The following is a 26,080-nucleotide window of genomic DNA, read 5'->3' as shown; positions in this document are numbered from 1 at the left end:
TCAGCTACCGATACGCAGGCGATCCTGAGACCGGTGCCTGGCGCAGCAGTTGGACTCGCCGATCACGAAGCGTGCGGGTGACTCCACCTTATCCAATGGCATGTTGCAGCGCTCGCCCGTCGAGAGACTGGCCACACAGGTTGGTTGCTGATAATGCTGAACCCACTTGCCGTATTGCTCCTCGGAGACACCGCATTTAGCGGCGGCATAGGCCAGGGGATTCTCCTGATAACCCGCCATGTCCTGCAGCACGATTGTCAGATGCCCGGCGCCTGGATGATAAGCCATGAATATCACGCCGAGCCGGGAAAGACGTTCAAGCACCCGGTCACCAGTCTGCTCGGTCAGCACCCCGACCTGCTTCTGCAGCGCTTCGATCTCATCCTGAAGCTGCGCATCCAGTTCGTTGCGATAAGCCAGCTCGACGTCCCGGATAGCAACCTGTTCCTTGTATTCGGCTACCGCTGCGGCGACTTGCACCTGCACCTCGGTGCTGAAGCGCGCCCGGGCAGCGTCAGCTTCGTCGCGACTGTTCTGCTCAACCGCACGCAACTGCCGGCTCATCTCTTCGCGGGTCTTCTTGAAGCCCTCGGCCTGCTCTGCGAGCTGCGCGCGAAGTTTCACTGTCTGCTGCTCCTGCTCAAGCAACTCGCCACGCAATCGAGCCAGTTCGTTCTGCAGCGTTGCTTGCTGTTGAGCGGCCAGCTCTCGAAGTTTGCCGATGTCGGCCTCACGCAACTGTTCCAGGCTGGCAATGCGCAAACGCTGTTGCTTGATCAACTGCGCAGCCTTGAGTCGTTGTTCCTTTTCAAGCTGCTCGGCGCGGCGAGTGGCGACCTGCTTGGCCGCGTCCGGCGCGTACCAGGTATCTTCGGCCACCATTTGCAGGCGCTCGGCGGGCACGGTTTGCGATGTCTCCTCTTCGACCAGCAGCCCCAACTGGTTGCGCTTGATGCGATCACGCAACATGACGAAGTGATTCTTGCCAGGCGTCAAGTCCGGGTCCCATAAGTGCATCTGGTGCCAGGAAACCGGGCACTGGCTACGACAGGCCAGGCGAATCGGCCCGGCGCCGAGGTCCGGCCCGCGCCCGGTGCGTTCGGCAAGGCTGCGCAGCGGAATATTCCAGCCACTGTCGGCTGATCCGTCCTCGTCGAAATCGAGATAGAAGAAAACCGCCGCGCGAATCTGTAGCCGAGGGTTGATCAGCACATACGCGACCTGCATCTGCTGATCGGCAAATTCCCGCATGCTCACCACCCCATCGAGCATGGCCTCGAACTCGGGGTAGAGCATTTCCTTGCAGACGCCGCCATCATTGAAGAACAGTACGGCCTCGACCGTCTGCGGTTTGATCTGCATGCTCGGCTTCCTCAACAACTTGAAACGGCCCGCGGGAATCCGCGCTGCGGGTTCGTGGCGCCCCGCTAGCCCATGGTTGGCGCAAAGTGTAGGGGAAAAAGCGAAACCGGCAATGTGACTGGGTTGGCAGCGACTTCGGCGCCAGGAGCAGCGGTCGAAACGCCACCGACAAAGTGTGAACAGGTCGGACTAAGCCGGTCGGCCTTTCAGTGACGCGAGCTGAGGTGCCAGGCGCCGGCCCATCTCCTCACCGAGCGCCTGCAGTCCGCTCATCGGCCGAACCATCACTTCGAAATCGGTAATCAGCCCTGCTTCATCGAAGCGAATCATGTCGATGCCCTTGAGTTGGCGGTCACCGACGCGCGCGCTGAACTCCAGCACGACATCTGCCCCATCGGCGCTCGCCAACTCGCGGTGGTAGGCAAAATCTTCGAACACCGTCACCACTGTATTGAGGATCAGATTGACCGCTGCCGCGCTTTCGTAAGGCACGAAGGCCATCGGCGAGCGGAACACCGCCTGTGGATGCAAGAGCTCCGGAAGCCGGCTCAGATCTCCGGCTGCAATCATCTGATGCCACCGTTTCAAGGTTTCGCCAGCGGCCGGTTGTAGCGCAAGGGATGTACTCACATCGTCGCTCCTATACGAAAAAGTCCCGCCAAACAGACTGCGTGAGAAGCGGGACTTGTCTGGATCAGACTTCAGCGGCCAACCGTGAACCCTGGTTGATGGCGCGCTTGGCATCGAGTTCTGCGGCGACATCGGCTCCGCCGATCAGGTGAACCTGACGCCCGGCCGCCTCGAGTTCGCCCTGCAATTCACGCAATGGGTCCTGGCCGGCGCAGACAATGACCGTATCAACCGGAAGCACCTGCGGCTCGCCATCGGCCACACGGATGTGCAGGCCTTTATCGTCGACCGCCAGGTATTCAACGGCACTGATCATCTGCACGTGCTTGTTCTTCAGCCCCGTGCGGTGAATCCAACCGGTTGTCTTGCCCAGGCCGTTGCCCACCTTGGACTTCTTGCGCTGCAGGAGATAGACCTGCCGTGCCGGCGCATGCGGCTCCGGCTGAACGCCGGCAACCCCACCCCGAGCTTCCAGCGCGAGATCGATACCCCACTCGCGCCAGAATGCCTCTCTGTCGAGGCTGGTCGATAGGCCGTTGTGTGTGATGAATTCCGACACGTCGAAACCGATCCCACCGGCCCCGATCACCGCCACATGTTGCCCAACGGGCTTGCGTTGCAGGATCGCGTCTATGTAGCTGATCACCATTGGATGATCGATACCTGGGATATCCGGTGTGCGCGGCGCGATACCGGTTGCCAGGATGATCTCATCAAAGGCGCCCGCCAGCAGGTCAGCCGCACTGACGCGGGTGTCCAGACGGACATCGACGCCAGTGCTCTGCAGCTTGCTCTTGAAGTAGCGCAGGGTTTCGAAGAACTCTTCCTTGCCCGGCACACGCTTGGCGATATTGAACTGACCGCCAATCTCACTCGACGAGTCAAACAGCGTCACCTGATGGCCACGCTCCGCTGCTACGGTAGCAGCCGCCAAGCCAGCCGGGCCCGCACCCACCACCGCTATTTTCTTTATCGTTGTGGTGGGGATGTAATTCAGCTCGGTCTCGTAGCACGCCCGTGGATTGACCAGGCAGGTGGTCAGTTTGCCGCTGAACGTATGGTCCAGACAGGCCTGGTTGCAGCCGATACAGGTGTTGATGGTGTCGCTGCGGTCCGCGGCCGCCTTGTTGACGAAATCAGGATCAGCAAGGAACGGACGCGCCATGGACACCATGTCTGCATCACCTTCTGCCAGGACCTGCTCGGCGACTTCCGGCGTGTTGATGCGGTTGGTAGTGACCAGCGGAATGCCGACCTGGCCGCGCAGTTTCGCCGTTACCTTGGTAAAAGCCGCGCGAGGCACCTTGGTGGCAATCGTCGGAATGCGGGCCTCGTGCCAGCCAATTCCGGTGTTGATCAAGGTGGCACCGGCTTGCTCAATGGCCTTTGCCAGCATCAGTACCTCATCCCAGGTACTGCCGCCTTCCATCAGATCGAGCATCGAGAGGCGATAAATAATGATGAATTCGGCACCAACCGCTTCGCGTACGCGACGGACGATTTCAACCGGTAGACGCATACGGTTTTCGTAGCTGCCGCCCCACCGATCGGTGCGGTGGTTGGTATGGGCTACCAGGAACTGGTTAATGAAGTAGCCTTCTGACCCCATGATTTCGACGCCGTCATAGCCAGCCTCCTGAGCCAGGCTTGCGCAGTGGACGAAGTCACGGATCTGTTTTTCGATGCCCTCTTCGTCCAGCTCGCGTGGCGTAAAGGGGTTGATCGGCGCCTGGATGGCGCTAGGACCTACCAGCTGCGGGCTGTAGGCATACCGCCCGGCGTGGAGAATCTGCATACAGATCTTGCCACCCGCCTCGTGCACCGCCTGGGTGACCACCTTGTGCTCTTCTGCTTCCTCAGGTGTCGACAACTTGGCTGCTCCGGCGCGTACCGAACCTTCCTCGTTCGGCCCGACCCCACCGGTGACGATCAGGCCAACACCTCCACGGGCCCGCTCGGCGAAAAAGGCGGCCATGCGCTCGAAACCGTTAGGCATCTCTTCCAGGCCGGTGTGCATCGAGCCCATCAGTGTTCGGTTGCGCAGCGTGGTAAAACCAAGGTCCAGCGGAGCCAGCAGATGCGGAAAAGCAGTCATGTTCGTTCCTCGATCAGGCGGCACAGCCAGTGCCAGTAATACTTCGGTCGGTCGCCACGCCTCTGTTGGGCGCAGTCGCAATGCCGTGACGATAAACAGCACCTGCCGCGCGCTCAATGACCGAAAATTACAACTATCTGACTGAAACGCGCAAAACGCTTGGCAAACGGCAGCACGATGCCTAGGCTCTGCGCAACACCTTCGGTTCTGTATCGCATGCGCACCTATAGCAAGTTGCTCGGCATCGCCGCCCTCGCCCTGGCGGCGCTCATCATCTATCTCGACTGGACCCGTGATCGTCGCAGTGGGCCTCTGCTGTCCGATCTCCGGATATTGCCAATCGAGAGTCATGGCCAGCCGAGTGAGACCGGCAACCTGCTCGGTATCGAGACCCGGCTGATGCCGGCGGACTACCAGAGCCGCGAACGATTGCGGTTGAAGTTCGCCACCTACCTGGACCAGGCGCGAGCAGCCGGATTGCTGAATGCGCGAACCGTTGTAATTCTGCCCGAGCATGTCGGCACCGGCTTGTTCGCCCTCGGCGAGAAGCCTGAAGTCCAGCAGGCCCGTACGCTACGCGACGCCATGCAATGGATGGCGCTGAGCAATCCATGGGACTACCTGCGGGCGTTGCTGGATAACGAAGGGGATGATCGCCGCACCGAAGCGGTACTGAAGCTCAAGGCACGGAAAATGGCCGATGATTATCAGGAAATTTTCGGAGGTCTGGCGAAAGCGTATGGCGTGACGCTCGTCGCCGGCTCGATCGTGCTGCCTGAACCCTATCTGGACGAGGGTCGACTTCGAAGCGGTAGCGGGCCGCTTCGGCAGGTCAGCCTAACGTTTATGCCAGACGGCGATGTGCTGGGCCCGCTGCAGTACAAGAAGCATCTGAGCCGTTACGAGCGCCGTTACAGCGAAGCGCCTGAGGACCGGGCGCCATCGGTGCTCCAGACACCAGCTGGGCGTTTGATCGTGCTGCTCGGCTGTGACGGCTATACACGACACGTCTCCGAAGAAGCCGAGCTGCTGGCGGTGCCGGGTGCGCGTGACGAACCGCTGAACACCTGCGGCGCGAACCTAAGCACAACGGCAACATTGGCACGGATGGAGGTGCAAACACTCGGACTACCCTGGAATCTCGTAGGTTCACCTCGCAGACCGACAAGACACCTTCATGGCGAGCCGGTGCGATTGAACAACCTGTGGTTGCCAAGTCGACCATGAATCGTCAACGGGTTCGCCTCGGTGATCTTTCGGTCGGCTTCGTGCACAGCCTGATCAGTGCCTTGCAGGAACAACACATCGACCCACAACCGCTGCTGGATGCGTACGGCCTCGACCATGCGCGGCTGTCGGAGCCGCGAGCGCGACTGTCCATCCCCCGCTACATGCGGCTGGGCCATGCGGCCATGCAGCTGGTGGGAGATCCTGGGCTGGGGCTCGAAATGGGGCGGCTACGCAAGGCCGGTCACCTCGGACTCGTCGGGGTGACCTCAGCCCAAGCCCCTACGGTGCGCGAAGCCGCACGTGCGCTGATTCGCTACGAGCCGCTCTATGCGAGCAACTACCGAGGCGCCTCAGGGTTTCATGAGGATACGACCGGTGCCTGGCTCAGGTTCTATTCGATCAGCCCATACAACAGCTACAACCAGTTTGTCGTAGATACAGTTTTGGCCAGCTGGGTTACGCAACTTGGTGCGGTCGCGAGCCAACCACTCAATCCGGTTGCGGTGCAGATCGAATTTCTGCGCCCCAATTACGCCGCACGCTACGAAACATTTTTTGGGAAACCCGCCGAATTCGCAGCGGAGCACAATCAGCTGCGGTTGGATCAGGCGACGCTGGCGCTCCGTAACCCGGAACACTGCCCGGGCACCTGGCGCCAGCTTCTTGAGCTTTGCGAAGCTGAACTGGAGCTCCGCACCCGCACCCGCAGCCTCCGCGAGCGCGTGGCTCAGCTGCTCGGGCCAATGCTCAAGGGCCAGGAACCTGATCTGCAGCAGGTCGCAGGACGGTTGCAACTGCCGCCCTGGACGCTGCGTAGAAAGTTGGATGAAGAAGGCACCAGCTACCGAGCGATTCTCAACGACACTCGGCGAGATCTCGCCATGGCTTACATCCGCGACACCGAATCGGCGTTCGGCGAGATCGCCTGGTTACTCGGGTTTTCTTCGGCGGAAGCCTTTCAGCGGGCATTCAAACGTTGGAGCGGACAGACGCCGGGAGAGTATCGGCGCGCACAACGGCGAGCCGAGTGATCTGTCAAAGCTCGAACGCGTCGTCAGCAGGCTCTGGCCCATCCTGCTCAGATGCATGCCATTCGAGTATTTCGTCTTGATAGTCGTCCATAGAAACGATCCTCTTCTCAGGTTTGCCTAGTTCTGCTTTTCAAAGTCCATGCCAGCGAAACTAACCTGCATACATGACGGAAACATGAAGCACTTCACAGCGCGGATGACCATTAAATAGCCTGAGCAGGCTGCAGCCACAACGCGCCATATCGCCGCACGTGCGCTAAAAGGCTCTAGCTCGGTGATCAGGGCGAGGTCAAGCCCGCTGCAGTCATCGCCTGTCGGATCAGCCAGGCCACTACTCCTAGGGCGAGTACGCTTGCTGACCAGATCAGAACCAACCAGGTCATGCGCTTCCACAGAGGCTTGGGCTCGGCTGCACCGCTTTCGTGCTTGTTTTGCATATATCGCTCCGTGACGGCCCGTTTCAGTGATAGCCGTCTTCTGCACTGACCTTTCCGCGAAACACGTAATAGCTCCAGGCGGTGTACATGAGGATCAGCGGAATGATCAGCAGCGCTCCGACCAAGGTGAACCCCTGGCTCTGGGGTGGCGCAGCGGCGTCCCAGATGGTGACGGATGGCGGAATGATGTTTGGCCAGAGGCTGATCCCGAGTCCGCTGTAACCCAGGAAGATCAGCGCCAGGGTAAACAGGAACGGAGAATAATGGGCGTAACGCTTGATTGATCGCAGCAGCCCGAAGGTGCACGCCAGCACCAGAATCGGCACCGGTAGGAACAGGATCAGATTCGGCATGCTGAACCAGCGCTCCGCGATATCCGGATGGGTCAGCGGCGTCCAGATACTGACGATGCCGGTAACGGCCAGCACCGCCCAGACCAGCGGAATACCGATGTCATGCATGCGTTTCTGCAGGTCACCGGCGGTTTTCATGATCAGCCAGGTGCAGCCAAGCAAGGCATACGCCACGATCAGGGCCAGGCCGCAGAACACCGAGAACGGCGTCAGCCAGTCCAGTGGGCCACCGGCATAAGCGCGATCAGCCACAGGGAAGCCATGGATGAAGGCACCCAGTGCGACCCCCTGGAAGAAGGTTGCGGCCAGCGAGCCACCAACAAAGGCCTTGTCCCAGACGTGCTGTCGGGCCGCGCTGGCCTTGAAGCGAAACTCGAACGCCACACCACGAAAGATCAACCCCATCAGCATGAAGATGATCGGCAGGTACAGCGCCGAAAGCACAACCGAATAAGCCAGCGGGAACGCGGCGAACAGTCCGGCCCCACCTAGGACGAGCCAGGTCTCGTTGCCGTCCCAGATCGGCGCCACGGTATTCATCGCGACATCGCGCTCGGAGGTATCGGCCAGAAACGGAAAGAGGATGCCAATACCCAGATCGAACCCATCCATCACCACGTACATCATGATGCCGAAGATGATGATGACGGCCCAGATCAGCGAAAGATCAATTCCCATAACTCAGTTCCTCTCGCCCAGTTGGTCACCATGATCGTGAGGGATCGCCTCGTCTGCTGCGGACAGAGGCCGCATCGGCGTGCGCTTCTCGCCCGGCCCACCGGCGCCCTTCTCGTTGCCTTCATTGATGATCGGCCCTTTGCCGATCAGACGAAGGACGTAGACGAAACCAATGCCGAATACCGCAAAGTAAATCAGGACGAACATCGCCAGGGTCAGCCCCAGCTGCCCGGCGCTATGGTTGGATACCGCATCGGCAGTCCGCATGATCCCGTACACCACCCAGGGCTGCCGCCCAACCTCGGTGGTAAACCAACCGGCGAGAATCGCGAGAATCCCCGACGGGCCCATCAGCAATGCAAGACGCAAGAATGGCTTGGAGTGAAATAGTCTGCCGCCGCGACGCAGCCACAGACTCCAGAAACCGGTGAAGATCATCAGCAGCCCCAACGCAACCATGATCCGGAAGGTCCAGAAAACAATGGTTGAATTGGGCCGGTCCTCCTTGGGGAAGTCCTTCAGCGCCGGGATCTGCTCGGTCAGGCTGTGCTTGAGAATCAGACTGCCCAAATAAGGAATTTCGACCTTGTAGCGAGTTTCTTCCCGCTCCATGTCTGGCCAGCCAAACAACAGTAGCGGCGTTGGCTCACCTGAAGCGTTATCCCAGTGGCCCTCCATCGCGGCGATCTTGGCGGGCTGATGCTCCAGGGTGTTGAGACCATGGAAATCCCCCACCACCGCCTGGATTGGCGCAACGATAAGCGCCATCCACATTGCCATGGACAGCATCTTGCGCACTGCGGGGTTGTCGTTGCCGCGCAGCAGGTGCCATGCGGCGGAGGCGCCTACCATGAACGCCGTCGCGAGAAACGCGGCAATCGCCATGTGGGTCAGACGGTAAGGAAACGATGGGTTGAAGACGATGGCAAACCAGTCCACTGGAATCACGATGCCATCGATAATCTCGTGACCCTGCGGGGTATGCATCCAGCTGTTGGATGCCAGGATCCAGAAGGTTGAAATCAAAGTGCCGACTGCGACCATCAATGTAGAAAAGAAATGCAGCCCAGCGCCAACGCGGTTCCAGCCAAACAACATGACCCCGAGGAAACCCGCCTCCAGGAAGAATGCGGTAAGCACCTCATAAGCCAGCAACGGCCCCGTGACGCTCCCAGCAAACTCGGAATAGGCGCTCCAGTTCGTGCCGAACTGGTACGCCATGACGATGCCAGAGACCACCCCCATACCGAAGTTGACGGCAAAAATCTTCAGCCAGAAATGGTAGAGATCTCGATAGACCTGGCGCTTGGTTTTCAGCCACAACCCTTCCAGCACCGCCAGGAAACTCGCCAAACCAATGGTGATCGCTGGAAAGATGATGTGGAACGAAATCGTGAAAGCAAACTGGATTCGCGCAAGCTCAAGCGCTTCCAAACCGAACATTAACCACCCCTCGTCAGTATGCCACCAGCCCCTGGCTTGTTAGTCAAAGCACGCATTACTGACAGCATTAAACCGCAAGGGTGCGTCGATTACCCCGTTACAGGTTGACGCAGGTCAAGGTAAACGCTCGAAGGTTGTGGTCAGGCCAACCTCTGGCACGTTGCTGTCCGGCATGTGCAGCAACGGTCACGTCGCGGGGTTCAGCGCATCAGCAAGGCATCACCACGCAGCATCAGCCTCGGAAGTAACCCACCTTGCGATTCAACTCCTGAGCGAGCGTCGTCAGGTCTCGACTCGAGGCGGCGACTTGATTGGAGGCAGCAGAACTGGCGACGGCCGAATCATGGATGCGCGTGACGCTCTGGTTCACCTCCTCGGCCACCGCACTCTGCTCTTCCGAGGCCGTTGCGATCTGAGCATTCATTTCGTTGATCGAGCCGACCTCTTGGCGAATCTTCGACAGCGCCCCCTCCGCCTCGTGAGTTTGCTCGACCGTCTGTTGCGCCATTCGCCTACTGGCCTGCATCACCTCTGTCGCCTTGCCTGCTCCAGCCTGCAAGGACTCGATCATTTCACTGATCTCACTCGATGACTGCTGGGTACGGTTGGCCAGCGACCTCACCTCGTCGGCCACGACCGCGAATCCTCGGCCGTGCTCCCCGGCGCGCGCCGCCTCGATGGCAGCATTCAGGGCCAAAAGGTTGGTCTGCTCTGCAATGGCGGTGATGACCTGAAGAATTTTTTCGATGCTGCCGCTTTGCTCGGAAACCTGGGTAACAGTTTCGGTGGCCTCCTCAAGCACCTTGGCCAGATTGTGGATCGATATCGCCGTTTCACCCACCACACGGGTACCGGTCTCGACTTGCTCGTCGGCACTTTTGGCTGCAGACGCGGCGCGGGCAGCGAAGTTGGCGACTTCACTGACGGTCGCTGCCATCTGATTAATGGCGGTCGCCACCTGCTCGGCCTCGGCGGACTGCTGCTGGATCTGCTGATTGCTGTTGGACGATGAGGTCAGCAGTTCTCCTGACGCCACGCCAAGCCCGTCTGCAGCCGCACGAACTTCGGCGATGATGCCGGTCAATCGGCTGGCCATTTTTGCAGTCGCACCCATAACGCTGTCCGGATAGCGGGTGAGGATCACCTGGCCGAGGTCGCCATCGGCAAGGTTGCCGATTACGCGGGCCACTTCATCTGGCTCTGCGCCGAGGGTTGATCGCAACTTGCGGATGATCAGCACTGCGATCGCCGTGCCCAACAAAATCGCTATGCCGGTGACAGTGACGATGAGCATGAGAAAGCCGCTAGCCGTATCACGTACTACGGTCACCTGCTGATTTATGGACATCTCCTGATGATCGATAAAGGCGTTGATCAGGCGCAGCCATTCGTCATAGCCACCTGCGACGTTTTCCAGGAGAAAGGCGTAGGCTCGTTCCGAGCCTTGAGCGAACCGCATATCGATGACTTGCCGGGTCAGCTCATTGGTCTTCACTTCTACCGCTTCGATCTGTCCCATCAGTTGAAGCTCGATAGGGTCAGCAGTGCGCTGGGCCAACATTGCCTTCATCGGACCGGCCGAGTCGGCATACATTTTTGCAAGCCGGTCGATTTCAGCTACCCGATTACGCGCAAAATTCGGGTCAGCCGCGCTTACCGCATCGCGTACTGCAATCGCCCGGTCGTGAACGCTTCCTCGGAAGTTGATCGCGTAGCGCTGCTTCAAACCTGCCTGAGAACTGATGCTCTTCATGGTCTGATCAATGGTGTCGACCTTGAACGCACTGATCATCGCAACAACCGCCATCAACGCGAGTACGACGAAAAAACCGAGACCGAGGCGCCTGGACACTGACATATGCTTGTTCATGATGAGTCTCTGTACGGGAGCTGCTAGGCAGCCAGCGATAAAGGTCGTTACGGCGCGCCACCAGAACACTCTGAGCCGGCCATATCCTGTACAAGAAGATGGCACATTGATATATCTTTGTACAAGTATTTCGCGCTTATCGGCAGTAACAAGTGGTGATTCGGATGAAAAACCCTCCCGAAGAGCGAAAAAACCTTCACCGCGCACGTTGAATGTACAAGTTTGAGAATTTAGCTTGATACACAGGCGTGCAGATCCAGACCAGACGCATCGGCGTGGATGGGTCAGATTGATGAGATCGAAACGAGCATGAGGAAGGTAGAAACGAAAAAAGCGGCCTTAAGGCCGCTTTTCGCGTGGCTTCCGCAAATGGGAAGCAGATATGGCGCAGCGGACGGGACTCGAACCCGCGACCCCCGGCGTGACAGGCCGGTATTCTAACCGACTGAACTACCGCTGCGCGTCGGCCGGACTTTCGTCCGATTCGCAAAGCTTCAATTCTCAACCGTTGTGACTAGTGGCTGATCGCCCTGCGAGGCGCGCAATTTACGCCCCCCCCCTCACCAAGTCAACACTGTGCCGCGATTATTTATAAAAAAATAACGGCGAACCCAAATGGTTGCTGTAATTGACCGGCCGTTGGGCACCTTTTGCCTGAAAAACAGTCAGTTGCACTGGCATACTCAGGTGCTTGTTTGTCATGGTCTGGGTCTACACTGCCAGCCAAGCCCGCCGCTTGCAGCTTCCGCGATCCGAACAAGCGGTCACCATCATCAATTACTTGGTTTCATGGAGCGCCTAGCTTGGCTTCCCCCGCAGCACTGCAGAAAGTTCGCCAGTATGCGCCCCTGGTCGTTAGCGCAGTTGTCGTCGTGCTGTTCGGCCTCTATCTGGCTGGCCAAATCATGACCTGGCTCAAACTGACTCAAATGCCGCCTGCCGCTATGCTGGACGATCGCCAAGCTGCCGGGGCCGCACCTGATCTCGAGCGAATGGAGCAGCTATTTGGATCTCCTCCTTCAACCGACCAGAGCTATAGGCCCGGCGAATCGAGTTCTAATCTAACCTTGCTAGGCAGCTTCGTTCATGCGGACCCGGCTCGGTCGACCGCAATCATTCAGCTGAGCAGCCAACCGCCACAGCTTTACCGAATTGACCAGGAGCTTGAATCGGGGGTGCGCCTGTACAGCGTTCACCCAGACAGGGTCGAAGTGAAGCGTGGTGATCGTATCGAGAGCTTGTTTTTCCCAAGCGTTCGCTCCCCCACGGCCGCGCTCGATAGCCTGCCCGACTATAGTGAGCCAGCGGAGGAGGAAATACTCGATCCGCAAGCCGAGATGCTTCAACAGCAGATGGAAGCACTCCGACAACAGATGGAAGGGACTACAAGCCCGCCAGAAACCATGCCCTCCGACGAACAGACCACGGAAGACAACTGACCGATGCTGCCATTTTGCTCCCGCCCGCTCATTGCCTTGCTCGCCGCCGGTCTGCTTGCCGCTCCCCTGCCTCTGTACGCCGCCGACCCAGGAATCGAGCCGAGCGAGACCCAACAGGACGGCTGGACGATCAACCTCAAGGATGCCGATATCCGGGCCTTTATCGATCAGATAAGCCAGCTGACCGGCCAGACCTTTATCGTCGATCCTCGCGTAAAGGGACAAGTGAGCGTCGTGTCGTCAACGACCCTTTCCCTTGAAGAAATCTACCAGCTCTTCCTGTCAGTCATGGCCACCCACGGCTTCAGCGTGCTCACTCAGGGTGAAGTCGCTCGAATCGTGCCCAATGCTGAAGCCAAGTCGGAGGCTGGCGGAGGACCGACCGGTGGAGATCTGCTGGAGACCCGCGTCATCCAGGTCCAGCACACCTCTGCCACTGAATTGATTCCATTGATCCGTCCCCTGGTGCCGCAATACGGGCATCTTGCGGCCGTCAGCTCAGCCAACGCGCTGATCATCAGCGACCGCAGCGCCAACATCGCGCGCATCGAAGACCTGGTACGGCAGCTCGACAAAGCCCAAAACGACGATTACTCGGTGGTGAATCTGCAATACGGCTGGGCTGTGGACATCGCTGAGGTTCTGCGTAATACCTTGGCACGCGGAGAAGCCAAAGACACTGCCGGTGCGCAGATCATTGCCGATTCGCGCACTAACCGTCTGATCTTTACCGGACCAGAACTGGCCCGCCAGAAGTTGGCCAGCCTGGCTAAGACACTCGATTCACCCAGCACGCGCTCAGCCAATACCCGAGTGATTCGCCTGCGCCACAATGACGCCAAATCGCTCGCCGAGACGCTCGGAGACATTTCTGAAGGGCTTGCCACACCTGGAGATGGCGAAGCCCAGGGTGGTCGCCAGCAGAACATACTCATTCGCGCCGACGAGAGCCTCAACGCTCTGGTCATGCTGGCCGAACCGGAACTGATCTCGACGCTCGAATCGATAGTTCGCCAACTCGATGTGCCCCGGGCTCAGGTGATGGTAGAAGCAGCCATCGTCGAAGTATCCGGTGACATCACTGACGCACTTGGCGTGCAGTGGGCCGTGGATGCGCGAGGTGGCACTGGCGGAGTCGGTGGTGTCAGCTTCGGTAACACGGGCCTTTCCATCGGCAGCGTGCTCAACGCCATCAATGACAATGAGATCCCAAGCAATCTGCCCGACGGCGCCATCATCGGTGTTGGCACGCGTAGCTTTGGTGCACTGATTACCGCACTGTCTGCCAACAGCAAGAGCAATCTGCTCTCGACCCCGAGCCTGTTGACGCTAGACAATCAGGAAGCCGAGATTCTGGTGGGACAGAACGTGCCGTTCCAGACCGGCACCTACACAACCGACGCGTCTGGTGCGAACAACCCGTTTACCACGATCGAGCGAGAGGATATCGGCGTCACACTCAAGGTGGTCCCGCATATCAACGAGGGCGCCACGCTGCGCCTGGAGATCGAGCAGGAGATTTCTTCGATCGCACCGTCCGCAAGCCTTTCGGCGCAGGCCGTGGATCTGGTGACCAACAAGCGATCAATCAAGAGCACCATCCTCGCCGAAGACGGCCAAGTCATCGTACTGGGTGGTTTGATTCAGGACGACGTGACTCGTACCGATTCCAAGGTGCCGCTGCTCGGCGATATCCCGCTGCTGGGAGCGTTGTTCCGCTCCACCCAGGAAAGTCATATCAAACGCAACTTGATGGTGTTTCTGCGGCCGACAGTGATTCGCGACCGTGCTGGCCTGGCCGCGCTGTCCGGCAAAAAGTACAGCGACATCCGAGTCATCGAAACCAGTCCAGGCAGCCCGAGTATCCTGCCAGCCACGCCTGAAGGCCTGTTCGATGGGCAGGGACAGCCGGCCCCGGCAATCGACCTGCGCTCCAACGAACCCAGCCAACGCAGCCGTATGCCCGCTACACCGGCAACGCAACGCGCGCCACAGAGCTTCACCGCACAACCGCAGCCTCTGGTTCGAGCGCCGGTTCGCTCAGGCTGGGCAGTGCAGCTGGCGAGCCTGCAAAATGGCGACAGTGCCCGGGGGCTGGCGAACAAGCTTCGCGAGGAAGGATTTGAGGCCTACCTGCGCGTCAGCGGGCGCACGCACCGGGTCTTCGTGGGCCCGATAGACAGTCGGCAGGAAGCCAGTCGGATTCGGGACCAACTGGAGATCGAACAGCGGCTTGATGGTTTTGTGGTGAATTTCGAGCCGATGAAGAACTGAACCACTGACACTCGACACTGACAGGTTGCGTCGGCGTCCAGCCGGTAAAAAAAGCCCCGCTTAAGCGGGGCTTTTTTTACTGTATCGATCTAAAGCGCAGCCAATCCTCGTGCGAGATCAGCTTGCAGGTCAGACACGTCCTCAAGCCCCACTGCTACCCGAATCAAGCTATCACGGATCCCTGCTTTGGCTCGGTCTTCGGCAGATAGACGCCCATGGGTGGTGGATCCGGGATGGGTGATGGTGGTTTTGCTATCACCCAAATTCGCCGTGATTGAGATCAAGCGAGTGGCATCGATGAAACGCCAGGCGCCCTCTTTGCCGCCAGACACCTCGAAGCTCAGGACCGCACCAAAGTCTTTCTGCTGACGCTTGGCCAGTTCGTGTTGAGGATGGCTAGGCAACCCTGCGTAATAAACTTTCTCGACCCCCGGCTGTTGCTCTAGCCACTCCGCCAATGCGCGCGCACTGGCACAGTGTGCTTGCATACGCAGGCGCAGCGTTTCCAGGCCTTTGAGAAAGACCCAGGCGTTGAACGGGCTCAACGTCGGTCCTGCTGTGCGCAGAAATCCCACCACTTCCTTCATTTGTTCGGCACGACCAGCAACCACACCGCCGAGACAGCGGCCTTGGCCATCGATGTATTTGGTGGCGGAATGAATGACAATATCGGCACCAAGCGCCAATGGCTGCTGCAGGACAGGTGTGCAGAAGCAATTGTCCACCGCGAGCATGGCACCATTGCTACGACACAGCGCTGCCAGCTCGGCAATATCAACCAACTCGGCCAGCGGGTTGGAGGGGGACTCGACGAAAACCAACCTGGTGTTGGGCTTGAATGCGGGCGCCCAGTCTGCAAGATCGGTAAGCGGTACATAATCGACCTGCAGCCCGAAACGCTTGAGGTATTTCTCGAACAACGAAACGGTAGCTCCGAAAACGCTGCGCGATACCAGCACGTGGTCGCCGGCGGAGCACAAGCTCATCACCATGGCCAGGATTGCGGACATCCCCGACGCGGTCGCTACGGCCTGCTCAGCGCCCTCCATGGCGGCAATACGCTCTTCGAATGCTCGTACGGTGGGGTTGGTATAGCGTGAATAGACATTCCCCGGCGTCTCACCGGCAAAACGCGACGCAGCGTCAGCCGCACTTCGGAACACGTAGCTGGACGTGAGGAATAACCCTTCGCCATGCTCCCCCTCAGGCGAGCGACGCTGGCCCGCTCGAACAGCCAGCGTATCCATGCTCACACCGGACAAATCACTGTCCAGACGGCCTGCGTCCCAGTCGGTTGTCATAGTCATTTCCACCCTGGACCGTGGCGGCAAAGCCGCCGGGTCGATCAGTTGTTATACAGGTCGATAATGGCGCTGCCGGCGACGCCCTTGCTTTTGCTCAGGTCATTGCGGGCCTGCTCGATCTTGTACAGATAGACGTCATCGATATCGCCGGTCACGTACTTACCGTCAAACACTGCGCAATCGAAGTTCTCAATCTTTACCTTACCGCCGCCAACAGCCTCGATCAGGTCTTGTAGGTCCTGATAGACGAGCCAGTCGGCACCAATAAGTTCGGCGACCTCTTCGGTGCTGCGATTGTGCGCGATGAGCTCGTGTGCACTGGGCATGTCGATGCCATAAACGTTCGGATATCGAACGGCTGGCGCTGCAGAACAGAAATAGACGTTTTTAGCCCCGGCTTCGCGAGCCATCTGGATGATTTGCTTGCATGTCGTACCGCGGACAATGGAGTCATCCACAAGCATCACATTTTTGCCGCGAAACTCGAGATCGATGGCATTGAGCTTCTGCCGTACCGACTTCTTGCGCGCGGCCTGACCGGGCATGATGAAGGTCCGACCGATATAACGATTTTTAACGAATCCTTCGCGAAACTTCACGCCAAGCCGGTTCGCCAGTTCCAATGCAGCCGTGCGGCTGGTGTCGGGAATCGGGATGACCACGTCGATGTCGTGTTCGGGACGCTCCCGGAGGATCTTGTCAGCCAGTTTCTCACCCATGCGCAGGCGCGCCTTGTATACCGACACGCCATCCATCAGCGAATCCGAACGCGCCAGATAGACATGTTCGAAAATGCAGGGGGCGTAGTGCGGGTTAGGCGCACACTGACGAGTGTGCAACTTGCCATCAGCCGTGATGTAGACGGCTTCGCCTGGGGCAAGATCGCGAATCAGCGAAAAGCCCAGTACATCAAGCGCGACGCTCTCAGACGCGATCATGTACTCCACACCTTGATCGGTGTGACGCTGGCCGAACACGATTGGGCGAATTGCATGCGGATCGCGGAAACCAACGATGCCATAGCCGGTGACCATGGCCACCACGGCATAGCCGCCCACACAACGTTCATGCACCTTCGCAACGGCGGCAAAGACATCCTCCTCGGTGGGCTGCAACTTGCCCCGCACTGCCAGCTCATGGGCGAAAACATTGAGCAGCACTTCCGAGTCTGAGTTGGTGTTCACATGCCGCAGGTCGGACTCGTAAATTTCCTTGGTCAACTGGTCGACGTTGGTCAGGTTGCCGTTGTGCGCCAGCGTGATGCCATAAGGGGAGTTCACATAAAATGGCTGCGCCTCTGCCGAGCTCGAGCTGCCCGCCGTGGGATAACGCACATGACCGATACCCATGTTGCCTACCAGCCGCTGCATGTGACGCTGCTGGAAGACGTCCCGTACCAGCCCGTTGTCCTTGCGCAGAAACAGCTTGCCGCTATCACTGGTCACGATTCCGGCGGCGTCCTGCCCACGATGTTGCAGTACGGTAAGCGCGTCATACAACGCCTGGTTGACGTTCGACTTACCGACAATGCCGACAATGCCACACATGCAAGGAACCTCTCAGTTGTTACAGGCTGATCCGGACATAGCACAGGCTTGAGCCTTGGCACGTCCTTCTAATGAGTGCTCGCCTCAGCTTGAAGCATCGAGCGAACCGGCCACCCACTGACTTCCAAACCCGAGAATCAGGTTCTTCGACCAGTCAGCAACCAACAGAAAATGCGGTAACAGTGTCGACTCTCGCCACCAGGGATCTTGCTGGACAGGGGCGAGGCTGAGCAGGCCAACCAATACCACGACCAACAGCCCCCCTCGGGCGGCGCCGAATACCATGCCAAGGAAACGATCAGTACCGGAAAGGCCAGTAACCCGCACCAGTTCTCCGATGAGGAAGTTGACCAGTGCCCCGACTAACAAGGTCAGGACGAACAGAATTACGCACGCCGCAATGACCTGAAAGGAAGGTGTGCTGATGAACTCCGCGAGGTAGTGCGAAAGCGCGCCACCAAACATCCAGGCAACAACCCCGGCGATGATCCAGGTGAGCAGTGAAAGCGCCTCCTTAACGAAGCCTCGTTTCAAACTGATCAAGCTGGAAATAACCACAACGGCGATAAACGCCCAATCGACCCAGGTGAATGCCACAGGGTTTCCTGCAAAGGAGAAAGGCGGCGTATTTTAGCAGAGCGCCCGCCTGGGAGTAAGCACCGTGGAGGCGCCCTCCCGACTGGCGTTTAAAAGGGGTGGAGCACTATCAAAATCAGCGTTGCTCTGGTTTGAAACGTACTACGAATCCGTCAAGTTTATGCTGTCGTTGCAATTGATCACGCAAGCGATTGGCCTCCGCCCGCTCCACCAACGGCCCCACGAATACTCGATTCATCCCGTCCGCAGTGCGTATATAGGCGTTATAACCTTGAGACCGCAGAGTTTTCTGCAACTTCTCGGCGTTCTCGCGACTGGAAAGGCTGGCCAGCTGCACCGACCAACTAACCGGCAGGTTGGCAGTATCCAGCCGCTGCTCTTCCGCATTTTCCGGCATGAGCGGCGGGGCTGCGGTGACTGCCGGCTCGGGAGCTTCCGGAGCAGGCTGTGCGTCCGCTGGAACTGGGTCGATCGGATTAGCGGGAATATTGGATTCGGCGACAGAGTCTTCTTCGATAATCTCGTAATCGTGAGGGATGGCTTCGACCGCTGGCTCAGGGACCTCTACAGGCTGGGTCTCAATAATCGGCGCAGCAGGTGTCTCTGGCATTGCCGGAGCATCAACAGCGATCTGCTGGTCGCCATCATCTCGATTGAAAAGCATCGGTACGAATATTACGGCCAGCGCAACAAGCACCAACGCGCCGACAATCCGCTGCAACAATCTTCTATCTACCAAGAGCATGCCCTCCGCTCGATGCGAGCTGATCTAGCCAAGCCAGCGCCTCAGCCACACAGTAAAATGATCCAAACACTACTATCTCGTCACCCTCGCGCGCCTGCTCACACTGCTGCTGGAGCGCCTCGGGTATTCCAGAGCAGATAGTGACGGCCTCGCCTCGCTCCATCAATGCCGATCTCAACTCGTCTGCCGTTCGCGACCGAGGGGTTCCCAAGGGCGCCACCGCCCAGGAGTCGAAAACGGTCTTCAGCGCATCGATGACACCCAAAAGATCCTTGTCAGCCAAAAGGCCGAAGACGGCAAGGCGGCGACCGGACGCCGATTTTTGAAGCAGTTGACCTGCCAAATAGTCAGCAGCGTGCGGGTTATGCCCAACATCAAGCATGATCGTCAGCTCAACACCGCGCCAGCAGACAGTGCGCTGATCCAGGCGACCGGTAACGCGAGTGCCTTGCAATGCCTCGACGAGCTGCTCCGGCTGCCATGACGATTCAAGCAATGCAAAGGCCTGCAACGCTAACGCAGCGTTATCCAGTGGCAGGGAGAGCATCGGTAGATCTAGCAGCTCCAGACTACGTCCATCGGCGGTTTTGCCACGCCAATGCCAACGGCCCGCCTCCTTGCTCAAATCGAAATCGCGCCCTCGGACCAATAGAGGCACAGCGGAACGGGACGCGCTTTCCAACAAGGATTCTGGCGGATCAAAGTCGCCACATACAGCGGGCTTTGTAGGGCGAAATATCCCGGCTTTTTCAAAGGCCACGCTTTCGCGGGTAGTCCCAAGCCATTCGGCATGATCCAAACCGATATTGGTAACCACCGCCACGTCCGCATCGACTAGGTTAACTGCATCGAGACGCCCGCCTAGCCCGACTTCAAGGACCACTGCATCAAGTGCTTCGCGCTCAAAGAGCCAAAAAGCAGCCAACGTACCCATTTCGAAATAGGTGAGGGAAACAGAGCCTCTCGCTTGCTCCACTGCCTCGAATGCTTCGCATAAGGCCTCGTCTGTCGCATCGGCATCGTTGACACGAACCCGTTCGTTGTAGCGCAACAGATGCGGTGAGCTGTAAACACCCACCGTCTTACCCTGCCCTGCCAGCATTCGCGCAATGAAGGCGCACGTGGATCCCTTGCCATTGGTACCGGTTACGGTGACGACCTGGCGAGCCGGACGTGTCAGTCCTAGCCTTGCGGCGACTTCGCGGCACCGCTCAAGGCCCATATCAATAGCAACAGGATGCAGCTGCTCAAGATACTCGAGCCAGCCTCCCAGGCTGCGCCCGGTCATGCGTCAGCCGTGACCAACGCGGGTTCGCCGGGAGTAGGCAACTGCTGAAGCTGAGCCAACAGACGCGATAGACGAGCGCGCAACTCGGAACGAGGGACTATCAAATCGATCGCACCATGATCAAGCAAGAACTCACTGCGCTGGAAACCTTCAGGCAGTTTCTCACGCACGGTCTGCTCGATAACGCGCGGACCGGCGAAACCAATCAGCGCCTTAGGCTCTGCGACAATGACGTCTCCCAGCATGGCGAGACTTGCCGATACACCCCCATAAACCGGGTCGGTAAGAACGGAGATGAAGGGCAACCCCTCCTCGCGCATACGTGCCAGGACAGCAGATGTCTTGGCCATCTGCATCAGCGAAATCAGCGCCTCTTGCATCCGAGCACCGCCGGACGCTGCAAAGCAGACCAGAGGGCACCGTTGCTCAAGCGCGGCGTTCGCAGCCTGCACAAAACGCTCCCCAACGATAGCCCCCATAGAACCGCCCATGAACGAAAACTCGAACGCACAGGCTACAACCGGCATATGCATCAAGGTCCCAGTCATCGCGATCAGGGCATCTTTTTCCCCGGTTTGCTTCTGCGCAGCGGAGAGCCGGTCCTTATATTTCTTACTATCCCGGAATTTCAGTCGGTCGACTGGCTCGAGGCCTGCAGCGATCTCTTCACGGCCTTCCTTATCGAGGAATATATCCAATCGAGTGCGCGCGTCGATCCGCATGTGGTGCTGGCACTTCGGACAAACATCCAGGGTTTTTTCCAGCTCCGGGCGATAGAGAACCGCCTCACAGGACGGGCATTTATGCCAAAGCCCCTCGGGTACTGAACTTTTCTGCGTTTCCGAGCGCATGATCGAGGGGATCAGCTTATCTACCAGCCAGTTGCTCATGCTTTTTGTTCTCCACAGTTTGTCAGTCCCGCGCGTAGCGACTGCACGCACCGGCAAAATTCACGTTTGCGACCAGTGTCCAACCGGAGTCACTGCGTCGCGTAGGCACTATTCACAAAACGCTGCCACTGACAATTGCCCCTAACCCCACCAATGGCAGCTCATCATTGATGGGCCTGGACAATCCAGCGAATGGTAACTGGACGGCAAGCAACCTCCGTTCGTCACATCGACGCCCTTACCAACCGAACGAACTCCCTCACACTCGCGGCATCTTTGATGCCCTTGCCAAGCTCCACTCCCCCACTCACATCCACGGCGAACGGCCGCACCTCAGCTACGGCCTGCTGGACATTCTTGCAAGTCAGCCCGCCGGCAAGTATCAAAGGCTTAGGGAGGTCAGCGGGTATGAGCGACCAGTCGAAAATCTCGCCAGTCCCCCCGGGAACGCCAGCAATAAAAGTGTCGAGCAGAATGGCGCTGGCACCAGCATAGCGTGCAGCCTGCCGCTGAACGTCCTCGCCCGTCTGGACGCGGAGTGCCTTGTACCAGGGTCGACAGAAACCGTCGCAGTCGGCGGGGCTTTCATCACCGTGAAACTGAAGCATATCCAACGGTACGGCATCGAGCGTTGCGCTGATCTCGCTACGCGATGCATTGACGAACAAGCCGACTGTTGTGACGAAGGGTGGCAGAGCAGCAACAATACTCCAAGCCTGCTGCACACTCACTGCGCGCGGACTCTTGGGGTAGAACACCAAACCGATTGCGTCCGCCCCGGCTTCAGCCGCAACAAGCGCATCCTCGACGCGGGTGATTCCACAGATCTTGCTACGAACGATAGGCAACGGCGGGCACCTGCAAGAGAAGACCCCGGATGGTAACAAAAGCACCAGAGGCTGCAACCTGCATCACCCAACCCGCTAACACCCTGCATCGCCAAGCCCGATTGAATGCGGCCTATTGCTTCATCACTGGAACGGGCGAACATCCGGCAGCCCTGACAGGAAGTGTGGCCCCAAAAAGCGTTCTGGTAACTGGAACTGCTCTGGATAATCCACTTGAACGAGATACAACCCGTACGGATGGGCCGTCACTCCACCAGTACGCCTCACCCGCGACTCCAGTACCTCCCGAGCCCATGCCACAGGCCGTTCGCCGGCACCAATTGTCATTAGAACGCCGGCAAAGTTACGCACCATATGGTGCAGAAAGGCATTGGCCCGAACATCGATGACGATAAGCCTGCCATGTTCGAGTAACTCAAGGTGATGAATTGTTTTGATCGGCGATTTTGCCTGACATTGGCGAGCACGGAAGGCACTGAAGTCATGAGTTCCAACGAAGGCTGTAGCTGCCTCACGCATGCGAGCGATGTCTAGAGGGCGGTGATTCCAGGTTACCTCTTCGGCCAGATGGGCAGGTCGTATGTGGTCGTTATAGATAACGTATCGGTAACGACGAGCCATGGCGCTGAAACGCGCATCGAAGCTGTTCGGCATCTCCTTGGCCCAGGTCACGCTTATATCACTGGGCAGGTTCTGGTTTGTACCCATGACCCAAGCGTGCATGGACCGCTTCACTGGCGTATCGAAATGCACGACCTGGGCGCACGCGTGAACGAGCGCATCGGTACGCCCAGCGCAGCTCAACGTCACCGGGTGACCGCCAGCAACCTTACTCAAGGCGTTTTCCAACGAAAGCTGAATAGACGGTACGCCGTCACGCTGTCGTTGGAAACCCCTATAACGCGCACCTTTGTACTCGACGCCGAGGGCAATTCTGAAAACGTCAGCGGCAGCCGTATCGGCTGCCGCTGGGAGTACTGCTTCAATCATAGTCAGGCTAGTTTGGCGAGCATCTCTCGCGCCTCTTGCTGCTGGTTGTCACTTCCTTCGCTCATTACTTCGTCCAGAATATCGCGGGCTCCCTCCGCATCACCCATGTCGATGTAGGCACGCGCTAGGTCAAGTTTGGTGGTGGTCTCATCAGTATCGGCAAAGAAATCGAAATCGTCATCAAGCGCCTCAGGTGTCGACGCAACCGGCTCAGCCGGCTCAGCCGCACCAGTCGTCATTGCTGGAGCCTGATCAAGCGGATCATTGAAATCGCGTGACAGATCTTCTAGCTCCGCCTCGACCACCTCCAGCTCAGAGGAGAGTGTCTCCGGCGCAGGCTCTGCAACAGGCTCGTCGTCCAGCGACAGATCGAACTCGTCCGGCATGTCCGCAGGCTGCTCGGGGGCAGCAAGTCCAAAGTCAAACTCATCCACTGACTCACTCGAGGCCGGCTTTGTCTCGTCTGCAAGACCCAGCATCAAATCATCGTCAGGCGTCGAACTGGAAGATGGCTCATCTAGATCGAGGGAGAAGCCAGCCAGCTCATCATCCAGGGAGACATTGCTGGATGTTGCCGGCTCGTCTAGATCAAACGAAAAGTCATCTGCAGCTTTGTCCTGTGCTGCGGCATCCAGGCCCATCTCGTCGAAGTTGACGTCATCCCGCTCCACAGCGGACCCGCCGACAGGCGTAACGGAGAGGTCCGTCAGGTCATCTTCCAGTTCGAGATCGTCAAGGCTCAGATCAAAATCGTCATCCGCCTGTTGCCCCGCCAAGGGGGCAGGCTCTTCCAACTCAAGATTGTCCAGACTGAAACTGTCGAGGTCGTCGCTCGCGGAGACAGACGCAGCCACCGCGCCAAAACCTGCGGCCGCCATTGCTGGATACCTAGCCTTAGTTTGCTCGATCTCCGCAGACGAACCACCTATTTCCCGTAGCTCTGCTTCCTGGCGGGCAAACCCTTCTCGATCGCCAAGCTCAGCATAGACCTCCATGAGCTTTAGGCGCAGGTCGCTACGTTGTGGCTCGTCATTCAGCGCATTCTGAAGCAGCTCGGCTGCCTGATTAAAACGACCGTAGGCAATATAGATGTCTGCCTCAGCCAGGGGATCGCTGCCGGTACCTGCCAGCGAGTCAGCAGAAACCTGATCAGCATCGTGAGAGGCACCTAGGTCAGCAGATTCAGTATCGGACGAATTGAGCTCATGCTGCGCAACATAAAAGCTATCAGTCGAATTGTCGGCCAGAAGGCTTTCTTGCAACTCAGCCTCTCTCATCGCGTTGCGACGAGACAGCACCATTAATCCAACCAGCAGGAGCAACAACGCGCTGCCACCCAGAACACCGAGTAGAACGGGACTACCCATCAATTCATCAACATAGCCGTCGGCCTGCGGTTCTTGCGGAGCAGAAACCGGTGCCGCGGGAGCAGCAGGCGCCTGAACATCCGGCTCAGGAGCTTCTGACTTCTCATTCTGGGGCGGCTGAGGCGCGGCGGTCGGAGCAGGATTGGCCTCAGTAGCAACTTCAGGGACAACCTCGGCCGCTTGCGTCACAGGCGTAGCGCTGTTGTCGGCTTCATCGACCGAGGGAGACGGCGAAGCAGCCACGTCAAGACCTGCCTCTGCCCCGGACGCCAGCTGCGCCTGCAACTTGGCGAGCTGGTCGTCTTTTAGCTGCATCAGTCGTTGCAGCTTATCCAACTGCCCCTGCAGATCATTTAGACGATCCTTCAGGTCGAGATTTTCTCGACGACTGGAATCAAGACTTTCTTCACTGACAGCCAGCTTGTCGCGCAACGCTGCAGCGTCAGCGCCGTCCCCGCCATCGCTGCCAACGGTAGACTTACCCGCCTCTGGCGCAACCAGGCGGAGGTTATCGCCTTGCTCGCTACGCGAAGGTGCAGCATCGGCTGAGCCGCGCTGGGTTGCGTCGAGCTGACGAGCAGCCGGCGCCCCAGGGCCCGCAGCCTGTCGCCAACTCGCGTTTTGCTGGGCAACCTCCTGAATCGCCTCTGCTTGCGACCGGCGGCCAATCTGCTCGGCGCTGGGCAAGCGAAGCACTTGGCCGTTCTTCATTCGATTGATGTTGTTGCCAATGAACGCGTCCGGATTAATATCCTGAATGGCCAACATGGTTTGATGGACGGTACCACCCAGACGGGCCCGCTCTGCTATCTCCCAAAGCGTGTCGTTAGGGGTAACTTTATATTCGCCACCCTGCGACGCAGGAGTCGTGGAAGACGAAGAGGCAGGTCGGGACGCGACTTGCGGAGCAGCGGCTGGCCGGGAAACCGGAGCGGCAACCGGCAGTTGCGGCGCGACTGAAGCCGCAATCTCGGGCGAATACAGTGGCGGATCCAGGAGCAACGTGTACTCACGCAGGAGACGACCGCTTGGCCAGAGCACTTCGATAAGGAAATTCAGATAGGGTTCGCGAACCGGTTTGGTCGAAGACACGCGAATTACGCTTTTGCCGTCTGGGCGTAAAACCGGAGTGAAGGTCAGGTCAGTCAGGAAATACTGGCGATCAACACCTGCTCGATTGAAATCTTCAGCGGATGCCAGAACCGGCACAACTTCACCGGGCGCTAGCGTTTTGGCATCCAGCAGTTCGATTTCGGCTACCAGCGGTTGATTCAGCGCAGACTTCAGCGTGACCTCGCCCAAGCCCAGCGCATAAGCCATTTCGGAAGTCAGCGCGGTAGCAGCCGCGATTGCCAGCACCAGATTGCGAACCCGAACCATTGTGTAAATCCTTGTTTTTAACTTTTCTCGGATCTTCGAGAGGGTCTTATAGTCACTGCCTGCGCCCGCCAGGTGGCGGTCCCCCGTCAGCGATAAGCCTAAACAGCGTTTTTAGCTAGACTAATTCTTCGAACTTCCAGCAAGTATCTTTTACAGATAGGGTTTTATCAACAACTCACCAGACCAGCTGGCGCTGCCCGTCACGCCTTTTCGCGTGTTATCAGACCCAATCCACAAATTAGCCCGGCGTGCAAAAGCGAGCGGCAGGATTAATCACCGGCA

Annotated in this window: 20 protein-coding genes and 1 tRNA gene; 4 read left to right on the top strand and 17 right to left on the bottom strand. The window is 58.5% G+C overall.

Going from position 1 to position 26,080, the window contains the following annotated elements; translation table 11 throughout:
* The 3 genes from CXK96_RS09435 to CXK96_RS09425 form a co-directional block, all read right to left on the bottom strand.
* Positions 1 to 1,362 (bottom strand): chromosome partitioning protein ParA, encoded by a 1,362-nt coding sequence (locus tag CXK96_RS09435; RefSeq protein WP_102836207.1) that lies wholly within the window; start codon positions 1,360 to 1,362, stop codon positions 1 to 3.
* 189 nt (positions 1,363 to 1,551) lie between these two features.
* Positions 1,552 to 1,992 carry a nuclear transport factor 2 family protein gene (locus CXK96_RS09430; RefSeq protein ID WP_256061651.1) on the bottom strand — a complete coding sequence of 147 codons (441 nt, stop codon included), beginning with the start codon at positions 1,990 to 1,992 and terminating at the stop codon, positions 1,552 to 1,554.
* Between the two features lie 64 nt (positions 1,993 to 2,056).
* Entirely contained in the window at positions 2,057 to 4,087 is a 2,031-nt protein-coding gene (locus tag CXK96_RS09425; protein WP_102836206.1) for an NADPH-dependent 2,4-dienoyl-CoA reductase, read from the bottom strand.
* A gap of 216 nt (positions 4,088 to 4,303) precedes the next feature.
* Here CXK96_RS09425 and CXK96_RS09420 point away from each other — a divergent pair, with 216 nt between their 5' ends.
* Together CXK96_RS09420 and CXK96_RS09415 are read left to right on the top strand one after the other, a co-directional pair.
* Positions 4,304 to 5,314, top strand: coding sequence for a carbon-nitrogen hydrolase (locus tag CXK96_RS09420; RefSeq protein ID WP_102836205.1), 1,011 nt, complete (start codon positions 4,304 to 4,306; stop codon positions 5,312 to 5,314).
* Positions 5,311 to 6,348, top strand: coding sequence for an AraC family transcriptional regulator (locus CXK96_RS09415; RefSeq protein ID WP_102836412.1), 1,038 nt, complete (start codon positions 5,311 to 5,313; stop codon positions 6,346 to 6,348). The genes CXK96_RS09420 and CXK96_RS09415 overlap by 4 nt, the downstream gene beginning before the upstream one ends.
* 278 nt (positions 6,349 to 6,626) lie before the next feature.
* Here CXK96_RS09415 and CXK96_RS09410 read toward each other — a convergent pair whose 3' ends face one another.
* The 5 genes from CXK96_RS09410 to CXK96_RS09390 all read right to left on the bottom strand — a co-directional run bounded on the left by CXK96_RS09410 (position 6,627) and on the right by CXK96_RS09390 (position 11,589).
* Positions 6,627 to 6,785, bottom strand: coding sequence for a DUF2474 domain-containing protein (locus CXK96_RS09410; RefSeq protein WP_102836204.1), 159 nt, complete (start codon positions 6,783 to 6,785; stop codon positions 6,627 to 6,629).
* A 23-nt stretch (positions 6,786 to 6,808) separates the two neighbouring features.
* Positions 6,809 to 7,816, bottom strand: a complete 1,008-nt coding sequence (gene cydB / locus CXK96_RS09405; protein WP_102836203.1) for a cytochrome d ubiquinol oxidase subunit II — start codon at positions 7,814 to 7,816, stop codon at positions 6,809 to 6,811.
* 3 nt (positions 7,817 to 7,819) lie between these two features.
* The gene (locus tag CXK96_RS09400; RefSeq protein WP_102836202.1) at positions 7,820 to 9,259 is read right to left on the bottom strand and encodes a cytochrome ubiquinol oxidase subunit I; all 1,440 of its coding nucleotides are present in this window, start codon (positions 9,257 to 9,259) and stop codon (positions 7,820 to 7,822) included.
* Between the two features lie 232 nt (positions 9,260 to 9,491).
* Positions 9,492 to 11,129 (bottom strand): methyl-accepting chemotaxis protein, encoded by a 1,638-nt coding sequence (locus tag CXK96_RS09395; RefSeq protein WP_102836201.1) that lies wholly within the window; start codon positions 11,127 to 11,129, stop codon positions 9,492 to 9,494.
* Positions 11,130 to 11,512: 383 nt separating this feature from the next.
* A tRNA-Asp gene (locus CXK96_RS09390) sits at positions 11,513 to 11,589 on the bottom strand.
* A 445-nt stretch (positions 11,590 to 12,034) separates the two neighbouring features.
* Here CXK96_RS09390 and CXK96_RS09385 point away from each other — a divergent pair.
* Both CXK96_RS09385 and gspD read left to right on the top strand, forming a co-directional pair.
* Positions 12,035 to 12,568, top strand: a complete 534-nt coding sequence (locus CXK96_RS09385; RefSeq protein WP_180981510.1) for a type II secretion system protein N — start codon at positions 12,035 to 12,037, stop codon at positions 12,566 to 12,568.
* Between the two features lie 3 nt (positions 12,569 to 12,571).
* Positions 12,572 to 14,842 (top strand): type II secretion system secretin GspD, encoded by a 2,271-nt coding sequence (gene gspD / locus CXK96_RS09380; protein ID WP_102836199.1) that lies wholly within the window; start codon positions 12,572 to 12,574, stop codon positions 14,840 to 14,842.
* A gap of 89 nt (positions 14,843 to 14,931) precedes the next feature.
* On the opposite strand, the gene CXK96_RS09375 is transcribed toward gspD, so the two are convergent.
* The 9 genes from CXK96_RS09375 to CXK96_RS09335 form a co-directional block, all read right to left on the bottom strand.
* Entirely contained in the window at positions 14,932 to 16,143 is a 1,212-nt protein-coding gene (locus tag CXK96_RS09375; protein WP_102836198.1) for an O-succinylhomoserine sulfhydrylase, read from the bottom strand.
* A gap of 44 nt (positions 16,144 to 16,187) precedes the next feature.
* Positions 16,188 to 17,693, bottom strand: a complete 1,506-nt coding sequence (gene purF, locus CXK96_RS09370) for an amidophosphoribosyltransferase (protein ID WP_102836197.1) — start codon at positions 17,691 to 17,693, stop codon at positions 16,188 to 16,190.
* Positions 17,694 to 17,777: 84 nt separating this feature from the next.
* Positions 17,778 to 18,290: a CvpA family protein gene (locus tag CXK96_RS09365; protein WP_102836196.1), complete on the bottom strand. Its 513-nt coding sequence runs from the start codon at positions 18,288 to 18,290 to the stop codon at positions 17,778 to 17,780.
* Positions 18,291 to 18,405: 115 nt separating this feature from the next.
* Positions 18,406 to 19,035 carry an SPOR domain-containing protein gene (locus CXK96_RS09360; RefSeq protein ID WP_102836195.1) on the bottom strand — a complete coding sequence of 210 codons (630 nt, stop codon included), beginning with the start codon at positions 19,033 to 19,035 and terminating at the stop codon, positions 18,406 to 18,408.
* Positions 19,019 to 20,323: a bifunctional tetrahydrofolate synthase/dihydrofolate synthase gene (gene folC, locus CXK96_RS09355; protein WP_102836194.1), complete on the bottom strand. Its 1,305-nt coding sequence runs from the start codon at positions 20,321 to 20,323 to the stop codon at positions 19,019 to 19,021. Before folC ends, CXK96_RS09360 begins: the two co-directional genes overlap by 17 nt.
* A complete protein-coding gene (gene accD / locus CXK96_RS09350) occupies positions 20,320 to 21,213 on the bottom strand; it encodes an acetyl-CoA carboxylase, carboxyltransferase subunit beta (RefSeq protein WP_102836193.1) in 894 nt (297 codons plus the stop codon). Before accD ends, folC begins: the two co-directional genes overlap by 4 nt.
* 224 nt (positions 21,214 to 21,437) lie before the next feature.
* Complete coding sequence (locus CXK96_RS09345) at positions 21,438 to 22,061, bottom strand: phosphoribosylanthranilate isomerase (RefSeq protein ID WP_102836192.1); 624 nt, start codon at positions 22,059 to 22,061, stop codon at positions 21,438 to 21,440.
* Positions 22,062 to 22,184: 123 nt separating this feature from the next.
* Positions 22,185 to 23,051, bottom strand: a complete 867-nt coding sequence (gene truA / locus CXK96_RS09340) for a tRNA pseudouridine(38-40) synthase TruA (protein ID WP_102836191.1) — start codon at positions 23,049 to 23,051, stop codon at positions 22,185 to 22,187.
* Positions 23,052 to 23,053: 2 nt separating this feature from the next.
* Complete coding sequence (locus CXK96_RS09335; protein ID WP_102836190.1) at positions 23,054 to 25,798, bottom strand: FimV/HubP family polar landmark protein; 2,745 nt, start codon at positions 25,796 to 25,798, stop codon at positions 23,054 to 23,056.
* Positions 25,799 to 26,080 lie beyond the last annotated feature (282 nt).

The organism is Stutzerimonas stutzeri (assembly GCF_002890895.1).
Classification (GTDB): Bacteria; Pseudomonadota; Gammaproteobacteria; order Pseudomonadales; family Pseudomonadaceae; genus Stutzerimonas; species Stutzerimonas stutzeri_AB.
This window is presented reverse-complemented; position numbering and strand designations above follow the sequence as displayed.